General features: G+C 66.9%; 9 protein-coding genes and 1 pseudogene. 2 read left to right on the top strand and 8 right to left on the bottom strand.

Going from position 1 to position 16,924, the window contains the following annotated elements; genetic code table 11:
• Positions 1-245 precede the first annotated feature (245 nt).
• Complete coding sequence (locus tag SACE_RS12715; RefSeq protein ID WP_009951207.1) at positions 246-1,022, bottom strand: DUF2182 domain-containing protein; 777 nt, start codon at positions 1,020-1,022, stop codon at positions 246-248.
• A gap of 91 nt (positions 1,023-1,113) precedes the next feature.
• Positions 1,114-1,770, bottom strand: coding sequence for a DUF1326 domain-containing protein (locus tag SACE_RS12720; RefSeq protein ID WP_009951206.1), 657 nt, complete (start codon positions 1,768-1,770; stop codon positions 1,114-1,116).
• 264 nt (positions 1,771-2,034) lie between these two features.
• On the opposite strand from SACE_RS12720, the gene SACE_RS12725 reads away from it, so the two are divergent.
• Both SACE_RS12725 and SACE_RS12730 read left to right on the top strand, forming a co-directional pair.
• Positions 2,035-2,760, top strand: a complete 726-nt coding sequence (locus SACE_RS12725; RefSeq protein WP_143538131.1) for a hypothetical protein — start codon at positions 2,035-2,037, stop codon at positions 2,758-2,760.
• Positions 2,750-3,904, top strand: coding sequence for a cysteine desulfurase family protein (locus tag SACE_RS12730; protein ID WP_231849995.1), 1,155 nt, complete (start codon positions 2,750-2,752; stop codon positions 3,902-3,904). Before SACE_RS12725 ends, SACE_RS12730 begins: the two co-directional genes overlap by 11 nt.
• A gap of 505 nt (positions 3,905-4,409) precedes the next feature.
• Here SACE_RS12730 and SACE_RS12735 read toward each other — a convergent pair.
• The 6 genes and pseudogenes from SACE_RS12735 to SACE_RS12755 form a co-directional block, all read right to left on the bottom strand.
• Positions 4,410-5,234, bottom strand: coding sequence for an IS5 family transposase (locus tag SACE_RS12735; RefSeq protein ID WP_011873634.1), 825 nt, complete (start codon positions 5,232-5,234; stop codon positions 4,410-4,412).
• A gap of 108 nt (positions 5,235-5,342) precedes the next feature.
• A complete protein-coding gene (locus SACE_RS12740; protein WP_081468423.1) occupies positions 5,343-7,322 on the bottom strand; it encodes an oxidoreductase in 1,980 nt (659 codons plus the stop codon).
• Positions 7,322-8,248 (bottom strand): thioesterase domain-containing protein, encoded by a 927-nt coding sequence (locus SACE_RS12745; RefSeq protein ID WP_009951130.1) that lies wholly within the window; start codon positions 8,246-8,248, stop codon positions 7,322-7,324. Before SACE_RS12745 ends, SACE_RS12740 begins: the two co-directional genes overlap by 1 nt.
• 97 nt (positions 8,249-8,345) lie before the next feature.
• Entirely contained in the window at positions 8,346-11,492 is a 3,147-nt protein-coding gene (locus SACE_RS12750; RefSeq protein ID WP_011873762.1) for a non-ribosomal peptide synthetase, read from the bottom strand.
• 33 nt (positions 11,493-11,525) lie between these two features.
• A pseudogene (locus SACE_RS40105) lies at positions 11,526-11,669 on the bottom strand (TubC N-terminal docking domain-related protein); the annotation flags it as partial.
• Entirely contained in the window at positions 11,666-16,234 is a 4,569-nt protein-coding gene (locus tag SACE_RS12755) for a type I polyketide synthase (protein ID WP_009951128.1), read from the bottom strand. The pseudogene SACE_RS40105 and the gene SACE_RS12755, both read right to left, overlap by 4 nt.
• Positions 16,235-16,924: the final 690 nt, after the last annotated feature.

Raw genomic sequence — 16,924 nt, forward strand, 5'->3', positions numbered from 1 at the left:
ACCGGTGAGAACGTGCCGGCATCGTCCAGGGGTCTGGGTAGTGGGGACGCTGTTCGAGGGTGGTGGCGTGCGGTTTCCCAGCAATCGTCGGTGGAGGTGCCAGCGTGTGCGGTGGGATCGCGGCCTGTGCCTGCTGGGCCGGACAACTGGTGGGGTTACTGGCTTGGTCAAGGTGTTGCCGGAATGGGCTCTGCCCAGGCGCAATCTGCGTGTTGTGTAGAGCGCACCTGACCGGGCATTGATGCTTACAGCACCAGGGTGGGCCAGATCATCAGCAGCATTCCGGCGGCGACGAGCACCCCGCCCAGCGCGTGGCTGGTCACCTCACCCCGCGGTAGAGCTTTCTCGACCGTCATGACCGCCGCGACGACTGCCATCCACACGAGGCTCATCGCCCCGAGGGCCAATTGGACGAGCATCAGCGCCCAGCAGCAGCCGAGGCAGTAGGCGCCGTGGTAGACGCCGACCCCCAGCGCACCGGCCCGTCCGCGGAGCAGGGCTTCCCCGTGCCGGACCACGAGGAACAGCGGGGAGCGGCAGCGGGTCAGGCACCAGCGCTTCAGGGGCGTGAACTGGTACAGCCCGGCGCCAAGCAGGACGACGCCGCCCGCGCGGACCGACACTTCGGCCCCGGACATCATGATGGTGTCGAATACCCGCAGGATCGCGTAGGCGAGAACTCCGGCGGCACTCCACAACAGCAGGTAGCCCAGCGTCAGCGCGGCGAGCGTGCCCCGCCGAGGCTGCCGCGCCCGCACCAGCCGCCGCACGCCGACGGTGAACGGCGTGATGGCGGGCAGCATCATCGCGGCCATCATCACGACCCAGGTGATCAGGAAGAACGCCGCAGGCATCGATTCCATCGGCATCGGCGTGAGCAGTCCCATCGCGGGCATCGCCAACGTCGATGTAACCCACCATGACAGCGTGGCAAGGAGGAGCAGCGTCCCGGCCAACGCCAGCTCGGCCCGGGACCAGGCGCGCGGCGCCGGAATGTCCTGCGGGGGAGCATCGCTGGTCATGCCGCCTCCGTGTTCCACGTATAGTCCTGTGCCGGATAGCCGAAGTCGAGCAAGGTACCCGGTCGCTCATGGGCGATCAGTCGGTGATGGTTCATGCCGGCTCAGGCCCCGTCCAGTCGAACGGGATGACCTTGCTGGAGTTGCCGGAGCGTTCCCACACGAACCCGAAGGCGTCGGCCCGGTCCATCGTCGCCCGTCCCAAGGTGGCCGGCGGCTGGCCCGGTCCGACTTCGGAGGCGGGCATGTTGTGCACCTGCACCCGCTCGCCCTCTGCCATCGTGGGCCCGGTGAGCGCTTCGGCCCGGGCTTCGGCGTGGTCGCCGACGCGTACGTGCCAGGTCGCGAGGTCATCGGCGATGGACGCATCGATCGGCAGTACCTCGGAAGCGACGATCTGCGCCCCGAAGATTTCCTTGTACTGCTGGGGCCATCCGCCGGCTTGGCCGGTGAAGATCTTCTGCAGCGCCCCGCGCTGCGCATCGTCGGCTCGCTCGTCGAAGAACACCGCGGCGCGGGAATCCTCGTGCTCGCCGTTGAAGCTGCCACTGAACGAGCCGAGCATCGCGACGTTGAAGCCGTCGAGTCGCGTCTGTCCGTAATACCCTTCGCCGATGTGCCAGAGCAGGACGCCGTCGCAGTATCCATGGGTCGCTGGTTGGTCGAATGAGCACGGACACGGGATCGAGCAATTGCACACGTCGAACCACGCGCCTACCAAGCGCCACTGCTGGATGTTGGCTTTGGTCATTTCGACCTCTCCTTTGGGACTGAGAGCGCAGCCGTCTGGCGCCGGGTGACGAAGGGCAGGATTTTGGCTGAGCGGCGGCCGTCGTTATCGTTACCACGCGAGCGGCTGCCACGCTGACAGGTTCAGGTAAATCTGGGCAAACGTCGTGCCCTTATGGACTAGAAGCGCGGCGGCGGCTCCCGTTCTGCTCTTATGGCACCGAGCATTGTGGAAGGCTTGTCACAAGAAAGGACGATTATGAGTGTCGCTACCTCCGCTCCCGGGTTGATGAGTCCGATCCTTCGGCATATAGATGACACCGAACGGTCTGCCGTACTGCTGTCCGGTGGGTACTTCCAGTCTCCGCCAGGCGTCGACGACTTCTCCCTCAATACCTTGGCGCTGGCCGCCCGGCTTGGCAGAGAAGTGCGGAAACTGCATCGCGGCAACAAAGCGTCCTACGACGTGATGCACAACGACCTGGGGCAGGCATGCGGCACGGATACCTGCTCGATCGGCGACAACGGCCAGGACGGCCCGGTTGATGTCCATTCGCTGCGAGAGCTCGCCGCCGCCGAGCGCATCACGTTCACGATCACCCGTGAGCGTACGCTGCGCAATCGTGCGGCGCGAGCGATGCACAAGTGGTTGCGCGATACCGGCACCAATTCGTTGTTTCGTCAGGAGGGGGAGGAAATCGTCTATAGATCCCGCCAGTACGACAGCGTTCGCGTCGGCGTGGTCAAGGATTTCTACGTGGTTCCCCGCTGCCCGTTGATCATGAACGAGTACTACTCGCGGCACTTTGACCGGCTGCGCCGTGCTTTTCCGGACTGCCGCCGCCGGTACCTCATCGAGATCGGCTCCGCCGTCGACAAGGACAAGATGTTCAAGGGCGCGGAGATCTACCTGCGCGGCCCTCGCTCGTCCGGCGACCAGATCATCCACGTGTTCACCGACAGCCGCTGCACCGAACTCGTCGAGTTCGCGTGGACGGCACGTGACTTCTGAGCGGACCACCATGTCGCTGATCTATCTCGACCACCAGGCCACCACCCCGCCAGACGAAGCGGTGCTGGCGGCGATGAACGAAGCCAACACCCGGCTTTTCGCCAACCCCGCAAGCCCGCACGCCGCAGGACTTCGCGTCTTCAGCGAGGTGGAGCGCGTCCGCGACCTGATCGCTCGTTTCCTGGATGTGCGCAAGACCGAGATCTACTTCACCTCCGGCGCCACCGAGGCCAACAACCTCGCCATCAAGGGGATAGCGGCGGAACATCCTGGTGGACACGTGCTTACCAGCGCCGTCGAGCACAAGTCCGTTCTGGACACCTGCAGGTCGCTGGAGCAGGCAGGTCATCCGCTCACCGTGCTGCCGGTCGACGAGCAGGGCAGGGTTCGCCCGGAGGACGTCGCGGCACATCTGCGGCCCGACACGATCCTGGTGTCGATCATGCTGGCGAACAACGAGATCGGCACAATCCAGCCGATCCGCGAGATCGCGCAGATCACCAGGGAAGCAAGCGTGCCTCTGCACTGCGATGCCACGCAGGGTATGGGATATCTGCCGACGCGGGCGCCGGATCTCGGGGTGGATCTGCTGACCTTCTCCGGTCACAAGATCTACGGCCCAAAGGGCGTCGGCGTGTTGTTCGCTGCCAACGACCTGACCGACCGGTCGCCGCTGCGCCGGCTACTGCACGGAGGTGCCCAGGAACGGGGCCTGCGCGCCGGCACCCTGAACACGCCGGCGATTCTCGGCCTCGGTGCGGCGGTCGGCCTACTCGACCACCGCGCGGCGAGTCAGCTGACGAACCTGCGTGCACGACTGCTAAATGAACTGGCGGGCGGCGGCGCCCGATTCGAGTGCAACAGCGGCACCGACGCCGGCTTTCTCCCGCACGCGGTGAACCTGTCGTTCACCGGTGTGGACGCGCAGCAGCTCCTGCTGGACCTGACCGACGTGGCTGTCTCCTCCGGTTCGGCCTGCAACAGCAGCTCGCAGGAGCCCTCCCACGTCCTGCGTGCGATCGGCCTGTCCGACGAGCGGATCAAAAGCAGCATCCGCCTCAGCATCGGTCGCTCCACCACGGAGGCCGACATCGTGCAGGCGGCGGCGAGCCTGACCGCCGCAGTCGCGCGCTGCCGCCGTTAGGAGCTCTAACAGACGAACAGAGAGGAATGCCGGGGGTGGTTGCGGGTATTGGTGCGCAGATCGTGCTGGTGACGTAACCCGGACCGTCGACACGAGCGGAGCGTGACCGGCACGCCTGGGAGGGATCGTTACATGCTCCACGGTCTGCCCCGAACAGTGGCCGCGGTCGGCGGATCGACCGGCCCACGACCCCGGATGCGCGGGCACGATGCGGGCGACTGCTACAGGACCAGCAGCGGTTCCGCCTGCGTGGATCGCCACACGGCGGGACAGAGGTCGTTGTCCAGGCGGAGCACACCATGACCGGCGAATCCGCTGCGGTGGGGACGGAGGGGGAGAAGTCAGCCGGCGGGGAGGACCCGGTCAGCGCCGAAGCCCGGCGTCCTCCTGTCGTGGCTTCCAGCTACCGAGCATCGCCTCCGCCGCGAGCTACCAGCGGCGGCGGGTGGCCTGGGGAGGACACCGGTACTCGGATCGAAAACCGCCGCGTGCCTTAGGGGGCCTTTCAGATTGCGTGTGTGGGGAGCTTGGCGGCGAGGATCATGCAGTGGGTGAGTTGGAGGAAGCCGTCGTGGATGTCGTCGCGGGTTTCCCAGCGGATCCGTAGGCGGCGTGGTCCGTGCAGCCAGGCGATCGCGGCTTCGACCACCCACCGCAGCTTGCCGAGGCCGGAACCGTGGTCGTCACCTCGGCGAGCGATCCGGGGTGTGATGCCCCGGGCCCGCAGCTTGTCTCGGTAGACGTCGTGGTCGTAGGCCCGGTCTGCGTAGAGGCGGCGGGGTTTGCGGCGGGGCCGACCCGGCCGTCCGCGCACCGGTGGGATCGCCTCCACCAGCGGCACCAGCTGGGTCACATCGTTGCGGTTGCTGCCGGTCAGCACCACCCGCAACGGGGTTCCACAGGCATCGGTGATGACGTGGTGCTTCGAGCCCGGCCGACCACGGTCAACCGGACTCGGACCGACTTTTGGGCAACCACGTCCCCGTTTGGCCTGGATCTGGGAGGAATCCACGACCGCTCGGGAGAAGTCCAACTGATCGGCCGCTCGCAGGCGATCCAGCAGCACCCGCTGCAACTGCTCCCATACTCCGGCCTGCTGCCACTCGGCCAACCGCCGCCAGCACGTCGACCCCGAGCCGAATCCCAACTCCTGCGGCAGAAACTCCCACTGGATGCCGGTGTAGAGCACGAACAAGATGCCCTGCAGAGTCTTGCGATCGTCGATCCGACGCCGACCCGGATACCGAAACCGACGCTCGTGCCGGGGCAGCAACGGCTCGATCAACGCCCACAACTCGTCGCTGACCTCCCACGGCCTCGGGCGAGCCATCCCACGCTCCCAACGATCGAAACGTGATCAACTCCAGCCACCACCATGCCAGACCAAGATCATTATGCAAGAACCCCTAATAGCTACACCAGCCGCAGGACCGAGTGCTCACAGTCTCTCGGCCAGTGTCTGGGCTTCGTGGATGGCCGCGAGCATGCTGCGCGGCGAGTACGCGTCCCCGACGAGGTGAACCTCCATGCCCCCCGCCGCTAGCGGGGCCGCCAGTTCGTCGTTGGGCTCCCGGGGCGTGGACCAGGTGAACAGGCGGACGTCCTCGACCTCGGTCGTCTCACCGGTGAAGACGTTGGCGTAGCGCACCACGTTGTCCTTGCACAGAACCGGTTCGGACGACGGCACGATCCGCACTCCCGCCTCGTACAGGCGCCGGTAGACACCGAGGAGGTTGAGGTACGGCACACCGTCGCCGAGGTGCGGCCTGGGAGTCAGGATCGTCACGTGACGATAGCGTTGCGCCAAGAGGTCCGCGACAGCATATGTGCCGCCCGTGTGATCGAAGTCGTAGAGCACGGCGGTGCCATCCACCAGGTCACCCCCAGTGCAGTCGACTTCGTCCAGGTAATCGCGCACGCTGGTCCCTGGCTCGCTGTCGGCATCAAGACCAAGCGGTCGCACCATCCGTGACCCGGTTGCCAGCACCACCGTGTCGGGCCGCTCCGCGAGGACCCGCTCCTCGGTCGCGAACACGTCGAGCTCGATGCGGACACCGTGTTCCACGGCCTGCCGCTGCTGGTAGTCGAGCGCTTTCGCGATGTCCCGCCGACCCGGCAACTGCGATTCCAGTCTCGCTTTACCACCGAGTTGCCCTGCCAGCAGGGTCACCTCGTGTCCGCGTCCGGCCGCCGCGGCTGCCGTCCGCAGGCCGGCCACGCCGGCACCGACCACCGTGACCCGTCGCTTCGTCAACGCCGGTTTCACCTGAGGTGCCGCTTCACCTGTGGTACCGAGACGAGGGTTGGTGACGCAGGCGATCGTCCGGCCCTGGGTGACCTCGGCCCAGCAAGCGTTGCAGTAGATGCACGGCTGGACCGCGTCTTCACGCCCGGACTGGACCTTCGCGGGGAAACCGGGATCGGCCAGCAGCAGCCGTCCCAGTCCGACCAAGTCGCCGGTGCCGTCGCGCACGACGGCTTCGGCTTCGGCGGCCGACGTGATGCGCCCGAAGGCCACCACCGGCGCATCGCTTCCCGCCCGGAGCTCCCGCTGGGTCCGCAGGTACGGACCGGTCGGGTAATGCATGTCCGGTAGATGGTCGCCGAAGCTGAGCGAGGAGTTGCCCTGGCCGAACCCGACATAGTCCACTGGCGTCTCGCTGGAGACGCGCTGGAGGATGCGGGCCGACTCCGAAGGGGTGATCCCGCCGTCCACCAGCTCGTCACCCGGCATCTTCAGCCCCAGCAGGAAGTCGGGACCGCACTCCGTACGGATGCCGGCTAGCACCTCGCGGAGGAACCTGGTCCGTCCGTCCAGGTCACCGCCGTACTCGTCTTCCCTGGTGTTCGACCATGACGAGAGGAACTGGGTGATCAGGTGTCCGTGCGCGGCGTGCACCTCGACCCCGGAGAAACCGGCTCGCCGCAGCGTGGCCGCCGAGGCGACGAACGCCTCGACGACCATGGCGATCTCGGAGATGGACATGACGTGCGGAACGGTCCAGCGGAAGGGGTCGGGCCGGCTCGAAACGCCCAGCGGGCTGGCGGCCCCCGGCGTCCAGAGCTGCTGGCGCCCCATGTGGAACAGCTGGCCGACCATCCGGCAGTCCTGCGACTCGACCGCCTCCGCGATTCGCTGGAAACCGTCGAAGTTGGCCGGGTCGAAGGCAGGGAGCCCGGTCGGTGGCGGCACCGAACTCCCGTGCACGAACAGCCCTTCGGAGACGACCAACGCCACCCCGCCGGCGGCTCGCTCCGCGTAGAAGGCGACCGTCCGGTCCGTTACCCGCCCCTGTCGCGCCAGGTTGGGAATCACCGCCGGGAACACGATGCGGTTCTTCAACCACCGAGTGCCCACGGTGAGCGGCGAGAACAGGTGCGGGTAACGGTCCGGAGTCCGGCCTGACGGGCTTGTCATCAGGAGGCCGGCGCGCCCGCGGCGTTCATGATGCGGGTCAGCTCGGCGCCGATCTTGCCCATGTGCGGCTCGGAGCCGTCGAACAGCGCACCGCCGTCGGCGTTGATGTGGATGGTGTTGATCTGGTCGCGGTGGATCGACCGAAGCGGCGCGGCGTACGGCGACAGCGCGCTGATCGCCGTTTCCCCGCGGTCGTCCTCTCCCACGGCGAGAATCGTGATCGAGCCGTCGAAACCGGCAGGCGGATCGTAGGTCAGCATCGCCGAGAGGTTCGACTTGTAGATACCCATTCGGTTGCGGAAGACGTCGAGGTCCATGCCGTTCAGCAGGTTCCGCTCCGACACGTACCGCACGACGAAGTCGACCTGCTCGTTCTCGTCAAGGCCGTCCAGCTCCTCCCACGGCAGGTCGATCTCGACTTCAAGCAGGCGCTCGATGATGTAGACGTAGTCGATGATCGCGCGCTTCTGCAGCGAATTCGCGTCGACCGGCAGCTCCTTCCACGGCCGGTTGAAGTTCGGCATCAGGTGCAGCACCAGCCCGGCGCGCTCTCCCTGTTCGTGGAGCTGCCGCGCGGTCTCGTACGCGGGCAGCCCGCCCATGCAGTTCCCGGCGACGTAGTACGGCCCCTCCGGCTGGATGCGGCGCATCTCGCGAATGCCGTGCGCGGCGATCTCGGGCACCGTCCTGTAGGGCTCCTGCTCGCCGTCCATGCCTGGGGTCTGCAGCGCGTAGACGCCCCAGGACTCGGGGATGTGCGGCAGGTAGTTGTTCATGTAGCCGACGCTGCCGTCAGTGGCCGGGTAGATGAACAGGATCGGTGAGCCCTCGCGGAGTACCTTGACGTTGGAGCCTTCCAGGTTCAGCAGCCGGTCGTTGCCGATGTTCTTGTTCTCCAGCAGCTTGCGCAGGGCAATCCGCTTCATGTCCGACAGCTGCTGAAGCCGCTCGGTCGTTTGCAACTTTTGCCTCCCGATTTTTCAGCCGGGCTCGTCAGCCCGGGTTCATCCTGTTGGTCTCGAATTACTCGAGTCCGGCCAGCAGACGAGCCACTTCCTCGTCCGACATGGACTCGAGCTGGTCCAGTACCGTGCCGATCTCACGGTCGTCTTGTTCGCTGCGCGTCATCGCGCTCTCGATCTGCGCCGCCAATGCCTCCACTGTGGGATTGGCGAACAGATCCTGCAGTTGCACCTGCACGCCGTAGCGTTCCTTGATCTGGTACAGCGCCCTGGTCGCCAGCAGCGAATGGCCGCCCAGGTCGAAGAACCCGTCGTACCGGCCCACCTCGTTCCGATCGAGGAGGTCGCTGTAGACCTGCGCGATGAAAGCCTCGACCTCGCCGTTGGGCGGCTCGTGCTTCTCATCGTCCGAGCCGACCTCCACCGGCATCGCCGACAGAGTCTTGCGGTCGACTTTTCCGTTCGGGGTCAATGGGAACTCCTCGTGCACGACGAAGCGCTGCGGCACCATGTATCCGGGCAGGCTCGGGGCGAGCAGGTCGCGAAGCTCCTCGGAGGAAACGCTCCCGTCCGGGATCACCTCAACGTGCGCGACGAGCGTCGCATTCGCTGCGAGCGTGACCACCGCCTCGCTGATCGACGGATGCCGGCGAAGCACGTGCTCGATTTCCGCGGCTTCGACGCGATGTCCCCGCACCTTGAGCTGGTGGTCCGTTCTTCCGAGGAACACCAGGCTGCCGTCGGCGATCTGGCGGACCAGGTCCCCGGTCCGGTAAACGCGCTCGGAGAATCCCTTCGCAGCGGCGAGGTCCACGAAGCGGCGCTCGGTCTCCTCCGGCCGGTTCAGGTAGCCGTTGGCGACCCCGTCACCGGCGATGCAGAGCTCACCCGGCACGCCGGGTGGCACGAGCCGGCCGCGTTGGTTCACGACGTAGAAACGGGTGTTCTCGATCGGCTCCCCGATGCGGACAGGTCCTTCTGCGGTGACCTTCCAACGCGCGGACCAGATCGTCGTCTCCGTGGGCCCGTAGACGTTCCACACCTCCGCGCAGCCCTGCACGAGCCGGTCGGCGAGGTCACGACTCAACGCCTCGCCACCGCAAAGCGCCTTGAGCTGCTCGCGTCCTTGCCAACCGGAGTCGAACAGCATCCTCCAGGTGGAGGGCGTGGCCTGCATGATGGTCGCGCCGCTGGTCGTCATCAGCTCGGCCAGCCGGACCGGGTCGGCCGCCTCTTCTTCCGACGCGACGACCAGCTTCGCACCGGTGATGAGCGGCAGCAGGAGTTCCAGCATCGAGATGTCGAAGGACAGGCTGGTGACCGCCAGCAACACGTCCTGCGATGTGATTCCCGGCTTGCGGGCCATCGCATGCAGAAGGTTCAGCAGGTTGTCGTGCCGCACCTCGACGCCCTTGGGCTTGCCCGTCGACCCTGAGGTGTGCAGCACGTAGGCGGGATCAACGGCGGCGGGCGGTTCGGACCGTCCGTCCACCGGCGGTTCCGAGTCCCGATCGACCAGCAGCGGCCGGATCTCGTCCGGCAGCCGGGTGGCGATGTCCGAGTGCGTGATCACCAGCCGCATGCCGGTGTCCTCGATGATCCAGGACATCCGCTCGGGCGGGAGGTCGGTGGCCAGCGGAACGTACACCGCGCCCGCTCGGGCCGCGGCCAGCACCGCGGTCACGATGTCGGCACTGCGGTCCAGGAAGATGCCGACTCGCTCTCCCTTGTCCTGCACCGCGCGGATTCGTCCCGCCAGTGCGGAGACGGCGTGGTCGAGCTCGGCGTAGCTTAGCTCCGAACCGCGGCAGGCCAGAGCCGTGCGCTCGGGGGTGATTCCGGCCTGCCGAGCCAGAAGTTGGTCGACCGTGGCGTTCTTGTCGTAGTCAGCCTCGGTGGAGTTGCGGGCTTCGAGGTCGCTGTGCTCCTGCGCGGAGAGCAACGACAACTCTCCGATCGCGGCATCGGGCGAGGCGAGCAGCAGCTTGGCGAGGTCCAGCCATCGCCGCCCCATCGCCTCGATGCTCGAGCGCTCGAACAGCGCGGTGTCGTAGAGGAAGCTGCCCAGCAGCCCCTCGTCCTCACCCGGGAAGAAGTGCAGCTCGAGGTCGAACTGCACCGTCCCGTCGTCGAACGGGTACAGCTCGGCGGTCGTGCCGGGAACTCGCAGCGGCTGGAACGCGTCCTGAAGTGCGAAAAACACCTGGAACAACGCGTTGCGGCTCAGGTCTCGGGTGTCGACCAGCTCGCCCACCAGCTTCTCGTACGAGTAGTCCTGGTGGTCCCACGCCTCGGCGCACACCTGCGCGACCCGGCGCAGTACGTCGCGGAAGCTCATCTCGGCGGACACTCCGCTGCGCAGCACCAGAGTGCTCACGAAGCAGCCCGCCGTGCCTTCGAACTTCTGGTCCAGCCGGTTGGCATGCGGTGTGCCGACCACGAGATCTTCCTGCTCGGTGTAGTGGAACACCAGCACGAGGTAGACGGCGAGCAGCGTACCGAACGTGGTGGCCGCTTCGCTCCTGCCGAACTCGGCCAGCTCGGCGGCCAGCTCCGGCGGCAGGGCGAAGTCCACTCGCCCACCTTCGTAGCCGCGTTGCGGCGGGCGCGGCCGGTCCAGCGGCAGTTCGACCGGAGTCACCGCGTTCAGCTTGTTGACCCAGTAATCCAGGTTCGAGGCGGCGCCGGGGTCGGCTGCCCGTTCCCGCTCCCATCCGACGTAGTCGGTGTAGTCCAGCGCTCCTTCCGCCGTGGTCTCGTTCCCGGACATGATCTCGGACATCTCGCGCACGATGAGCCCGGTGGTCCACCCGTCCGCGATCAGGTGGTGCAAGCTCAGGCCCCAGATGTATTCCTGGTCACCGGAACGCAGAAGCACCGAGCGCAGCAGCGGACCCTGCGCGAGGTCGAAGGGAGCAATCAGCTCGGCCCTCAGCCGCTGGTCGACCTCATCATGCGAGGCGCCGATGATGTCGACGCTGCGGAGTACGGGAGTCAGCCCGGGCTCGACGAACTGCACCGGAGCCCCGTTCACCTCGTGGAACGTGGTCCGTAGGGCAGGGTGCCTGCGCACAACGGCATCAAGCGCATCGGCGAACGCGGACGTGTCCACCGGGCCCTTGATCCGGTACGCGACCGAGAACGTGTACGCCACGCCCGTGGGGTCGAGCTTGTTGAGGAACCAGATGCGGTCCTGCACGCCCGTCAACGGGCAGGCCGTACGCCCATCGAGAAAGTCCAGAATCTCGGACTTGTGCTGCTTCAGCGCATCCTGCTCGGCCGAGCTCAGCGCACCACGAGCCGCCCGGAGCCGTAGCGCCCCTCCCTCGGACGAGAACTGCACGCCTCTCCGCAGGAGCGGCATTACCAGATCAACCGTGCTCATATCTCGATCCGATCCATCGAGTCGACGATCACGCCGGCGTCAACCGCCGGCTGCTCAGAACCCATCAGTGCGAATGCCTCGGCCGCGAGCGCGGAGATGCCCGCTGCCCGGAGCACCAGCGAAACCGGAACCGTCACGGCGAGATCGCGTAACAGCAGGTTGCGCAGTTCCATCGCCATAAGGGAACTCATACCCAGCGCACTGAGCTGGACGTCGCGGGGAACCTCGTCCGGCGGGAGGTGCAGCACCTGCGCCACGCGGTCGGTCAGGTGGTCCTCGACGGCCTCGCGACTGTCCGCCACCGGCACGGCCTCGTCGGTGGGGGCCGTTCTGGGGCCCGGGAGCTGTTCGACGCCTTCCACCATCTCGGCCTGGGTACGCCTTTCCCAGGCGGGTGCGCAGTCCAGCCAGTACCGCTCACGCTGCCAGGGGTAGGAGGGCAGCGGCACCGTCCGCCCGCCCTCGGGTTGGACGCGATCCCAGTCGACCTCTCGACCTGCTGTGAACAGCGCGGCGACGGCCTCCAGCAGATCGGCCCGATCGCCGCGGCGCTTGTGGGCCGTGGCAATAGCCGTCCCTGCCGCGCCGACCGAGTGCAGGGTTTCCTCGATTGCGGGAGCGAGGATGGGGTGCGGGCTGACCTCCAGAAACACCTGGTAGCCCTGTTCGGAAAGCCATGTGGTCGCGGGAGCGAACATCACCGGCTCACGCAGATTGCGTACCCAGTAGGAGGCGTCGAGATCCGCGCCGTCGCACACCTCGCCGGTAACGCTGGAGCAGAACGGCACCGCGCCGGCGGTCGGCTCGATATCCCGCAGAGCGGAGCGCAGCTCGGCCAGCAGCGGTTTGACCTGGCGGCTGTGCGAGGCGACATCGATGACCATCTGCCGACCGAACACCCCTTCCTGGTCCAGGTCGGCCAGCACCTTCTCGATCGCCACGTGGTCACCGGTCAGCAGCGTGGCGGTCGGGCTGTTGCTCGCCGCGATCTCAATCTGGCCGCCCCAGCGGTCGACGAGATCACGCGCGTCCGGCAGACTCAGCTCCACCAGCGCCATCGCACCCTGCCCGCGGATACGACCGAGAAGCGCGCTGCGCAGGCAGATGATCCGTGCGGCGTCCTGGAGTGACAAGGCACCGGCGACGTGCGCGGCGGCCACTTCGCCCATGCTCTGGCCCACCACAGCATCGGGCTCGATCCCCCATGACCGCCATAGCGCGGCGAACGCCACCTCCATGGCGAACAGCGCAGGCTGCAGATGCTCGACCCGTCCGATTTCCGAGTCCGCCTGCTCCTGCTGGAGAAACTCGAGGACGGAGAACTCGGCGTACTGCTGGATGGCGGCGTCGCACTCGCCGAGCGCGCGCCGGAAGACTGGCTCGGTGGCGACCAGCTCCCGCCCCATTCCCGACCAAGCCGCTCCGTGCCCGGAGAAGACGAACACGACGGGCGGCTTGCCCCGCACGAGCTCAGGGCCGCGCTTGGCGGCCCGTTCCAACGCATTGGCCAACTCGTCTCGCGAGTCGCCTACCACAGCCAGCCTGTACGGGTGGCGGGCACGATGGGTCGCGGTAAAGGCGACGTCGGTGATCGCGAGGTCGCCCCCGCCGCGCAGTGTGCCCGCCAATTCGTCGGCGCCCTGTGCGAGCGCATCTGGGGTGTGCGCGGACAACGGCAGGACCACCGTGTCCCGTTCTTCGGCCGCCGGCGAGCCGGTCCGCTTTCCGGCCGAGGGATGGACGCGCTGCCAGTTCACGTCCTGCCCCTGGCAGTAGAGCGACCCGAGGGAGTCGAGCAGCGCCGACCGGCCGGGCTCGGCACGCCGCATGGTCGGCAGAACTTGGCCTTGCCGACCCGCCTCCGAAAGGCATTGCGCCACGTTGCGCATCACGATCGGGTGCGGGTTGACGTCGATGAATCGGTCGTGCCCCGAGTCGATGAGCAACCGCACCGTTTCGGCGAACAGGACCGGTTCGCGCAGGTTGTCACACCAGTAGCCGGCGTTCAGCTCGGTGCCGGACAGCAACCCACCCGTGACGGTGGAGTAGAAGGGCACAGCGCCGAGGTGCGGGCGCAGACCGCTGAGCGCCGAGCGCAGCTCGGGCAGCAGGGGTTCCATCTGCGGCGAATGCGAAGCGTAGTCCACCTGGATCCGCCGGACGGTGATGCCGGACTTCGTCAGCTCGGAGGCCACGTCCTCAACCGCGTCGGCAGCACCCGAGATCACCGTCGCCGTCGGACTGCTGCTGACCGCGATCGAGACCTCGCTGGAGCGCCGTGCGATCAGGCGACGCGTCTCCTCGGCCGGCAACTCGACCACGGCCATCCCACCGCGGCCCGCCACGCTGTCGCGGACGATCCTGCTTCGCACGCAGATGATCCGTACCGCATCGGCCAGGCTCAGGCACTGCGCGACATGCGCCGCGGCCACCTCACCCATGCTCTGACCGGCCACCGCGCCCGGCTGCACACCCCACGAACGCCAGAGGTCGGCGAGTGCGACCTGGACCGCGAAGATCGCCGGCTGCACCAGCGGGACGTCGTCCAGCCATGCCGGGTCGTTGCCGAGCAGAACGTCCATGATGGACGCGTCGAGATAGGGCCGCATCGCTCGGTCGGTCCGCTGCAGGGACGCGCGGAAGGCGGGCTCCGGCAGCAGGTCCTTGCCCATGTTGAGCCATTGGGACCCCTGACCCGCGAACAGGAACACTGGCTTGGGGCGGTCCTCGCTCACCTCGCCGGTGGCGGTGCCGGCGAGGACCCGGCCGTCCAGGTAACCATCGAGCCGATGCACTAGCTCGGCGACCCCACTCGCGGTGACGGCGATCCGGTGCGGCCCTTCGAAGGCCGAACCCTGTGCCGCCGAGCAGAGCTCGGGAAGAGAAGCCTCAGGCCGGTCGCACGCCTCGCGCAGCTCGGCGACCGCACTGCGCAACTCGGCCGGGCTCGACGCTGCCACCGGCACCAAGCGCAGGTCATCGGTGTCCGGTCGCTCCAGGACCACATGGCAGTTCGTGCCGCCGAAACCGAACGCGCTCACCCCCGCCAACGCCGGTCCCTCGCGCTCCGGCCACGCCGTTCGCGAGGATGCGACGCGCAGCCGGGAGGCTTCGAAATCGATGTGCGGGTTCGGTTCCTCGAAGTGCAAGCTCGGCGGAATGGACCGGTGCCGCAACGACAGGGCCGTCTTGATGAATCCGGCGATCCCGGCAGCCGCCTCCAGGTGGCCGATGTTGGTCTTCACCGAGCCCAGGATCAGACTGCGGTCAGCCGGGCGCCCTGCGCCCAGCACGGCACCGAGCGCGCCGGCCTCGATGGGGTCGCCGAGCATGGTGCCGGTGCCGTGCGTCTCGACGTAGTCGACCTGTGCCGGATCGACCCCGGCGTTGGCGTAGGCGTCGCGCAGTACCTGCTCCTGCGCCGCCGGGCTCGGCGCGGTAAGGCCATTGCTGAAGCCGTCGTTGTTGACCGCGCTGCCGCGCAGGACGCAGTAGACCGGGTTGCCGTCGGCCAGAGCGCGCGACAGCGGTTTGAGCACCACGACACCGCCGCCTTCGCCGCGCACGTAGCCGTTCGCGCGAGAGTCGAATGCCTTGCACCGGCCGTCCGGGGCCATCGCTCCGAACCGCGACATGGCGACCATGCTGTCCAGCGCGACCAACAAGCTGATCCCGCCGACCAAGGCGACCGAGGATTCGCCCAGCAGGATGCTTTGGCGTGCCTGGTGCATGGCCACCAAAGCCGATGAGCACGCGGTGTTCAGGGTCATGACCGGGCCGCGCAAGCCCAGGAAGTAGGCGATCCTGGCCGGGATGATGCTCAGGTCGTGCCCGGTCGCGGTGTGCTGGGTGATGCGGTCGACGGCTCCGGCTGCGAACTGCGCGTAGTCGTGCCACATAGCTCCGAAGAACACGCCCGTCCGGCTGTCCCTGAGGCTGTGCGGTGCGATGCCCGCGTTATCAAGTGCTTCCCAAGCGAGTTCCAGGGACAGTCGCTGCTGCGGGTCCATCTCGGCCGCCTCGCGCGGCGAGATGCCAAAGAACTGCGGATCGAATCCATCGATGCGGTCGAGGAAACCACCCCAGCGGCTGCTGACCTTCCCCGGAGCCGAAGGATCCTGGTCGTAGAGCGCATCGGTGTCCCACCGCCCCTTCGGGACATCGCTGACGGCGTCCACGCCGTTGGAGAGCAACGACCAGTAAGCATCGAGACCATCGGCCTGGGGGAAGCGGCAGGACATACCGACCACGGCGACCGGGTCGTCCGTGCGGGATGCGGCAGCCGGCGAGGACACCTGCCTGGCCGCCGGCTGCGCCCCGACGCTCACCGCCTCGGCGAGGGACCTGATCGTGGGGCTTCCCCAGATCAACGTCGCCGGAAGCTGCCTGCCCAGCTCGGCACCGAGTTCGGCGAGAAGGCGGTTCGCCCCCAGTGAGTCCAGCCCGTAACGGCTGAAGCGCTCACCCACGTCGATCGAGCGGAGCTCGGTGCCGGTCAAGGCGGCCAGGCGCGACACCAGCCACTTCTCGATCATCGCGGTGGTCCACGAATCTTCCTGCGCCATGGGCTATCCCTCGGAAAACACCTTCGGAAAGGTTCGCTACGACAAAAAGTGAGTGGTACTGATCGACGACTTGCGGCACTGCGCGCACAAGACCGTGCACCGGCAATCAGCACACCGCTCAATAAAATTGAGTCTGAACGTTGAACATCCCTGCAGTGAACAGTTCGTGCTCACCCGTGCAGCGAAAACGCATCAAGCTCCGACTCGCCGATACCGCTCCGCGAACTGCCCTCGTCGCCGCATCGGCAGGCAGAGCATACGACTAGGTCAAGTGGATGTGCAAGAGCCCGCTGACTCCATTTATTCGAACCTCACGGCAGTCACACGATTGGCGGCATGGATGTCAATGAACCGCTCATCATCAGATGAGTTGCGCACTATCGGAAAACAACCACCCCGAGTGATCAATGCACGTTCGAACAAGGAAGCGTGCACTTTCGGACATTGGTCGCTCGCCGGCGCATTCGCCGATTCGAAACAGTGGACTCGGGCCGTTCCGTCGCGTAGGTTCCCCGCCGTAGCGCATGCGCTCCACGTCGAGTGATGTCCGGGAACCGCCGCATAAACGCCGCGACCGACCCGCAACATCACGTTACTCGACTATTCACCTGGCGGCAGTGCATTCGCAGCCCGCAAAGAGTTTCAATCCCGCACGGGAGGATAGATGACGGCCAGTAGTACGACAGGTTG

It is taken from the genome of Saccharopolyspora erythraea NRRL 2338, from assembly GCF_000062885.1.
Taxonomy (GTDB): domain Bacteria; phylum Actinomycetota; class Actinomycetes; order Mycobacteriales; family Pseudonocardiaceae; genus Saccharopolyspora_D; species Saccharopolyspora_D erythraea.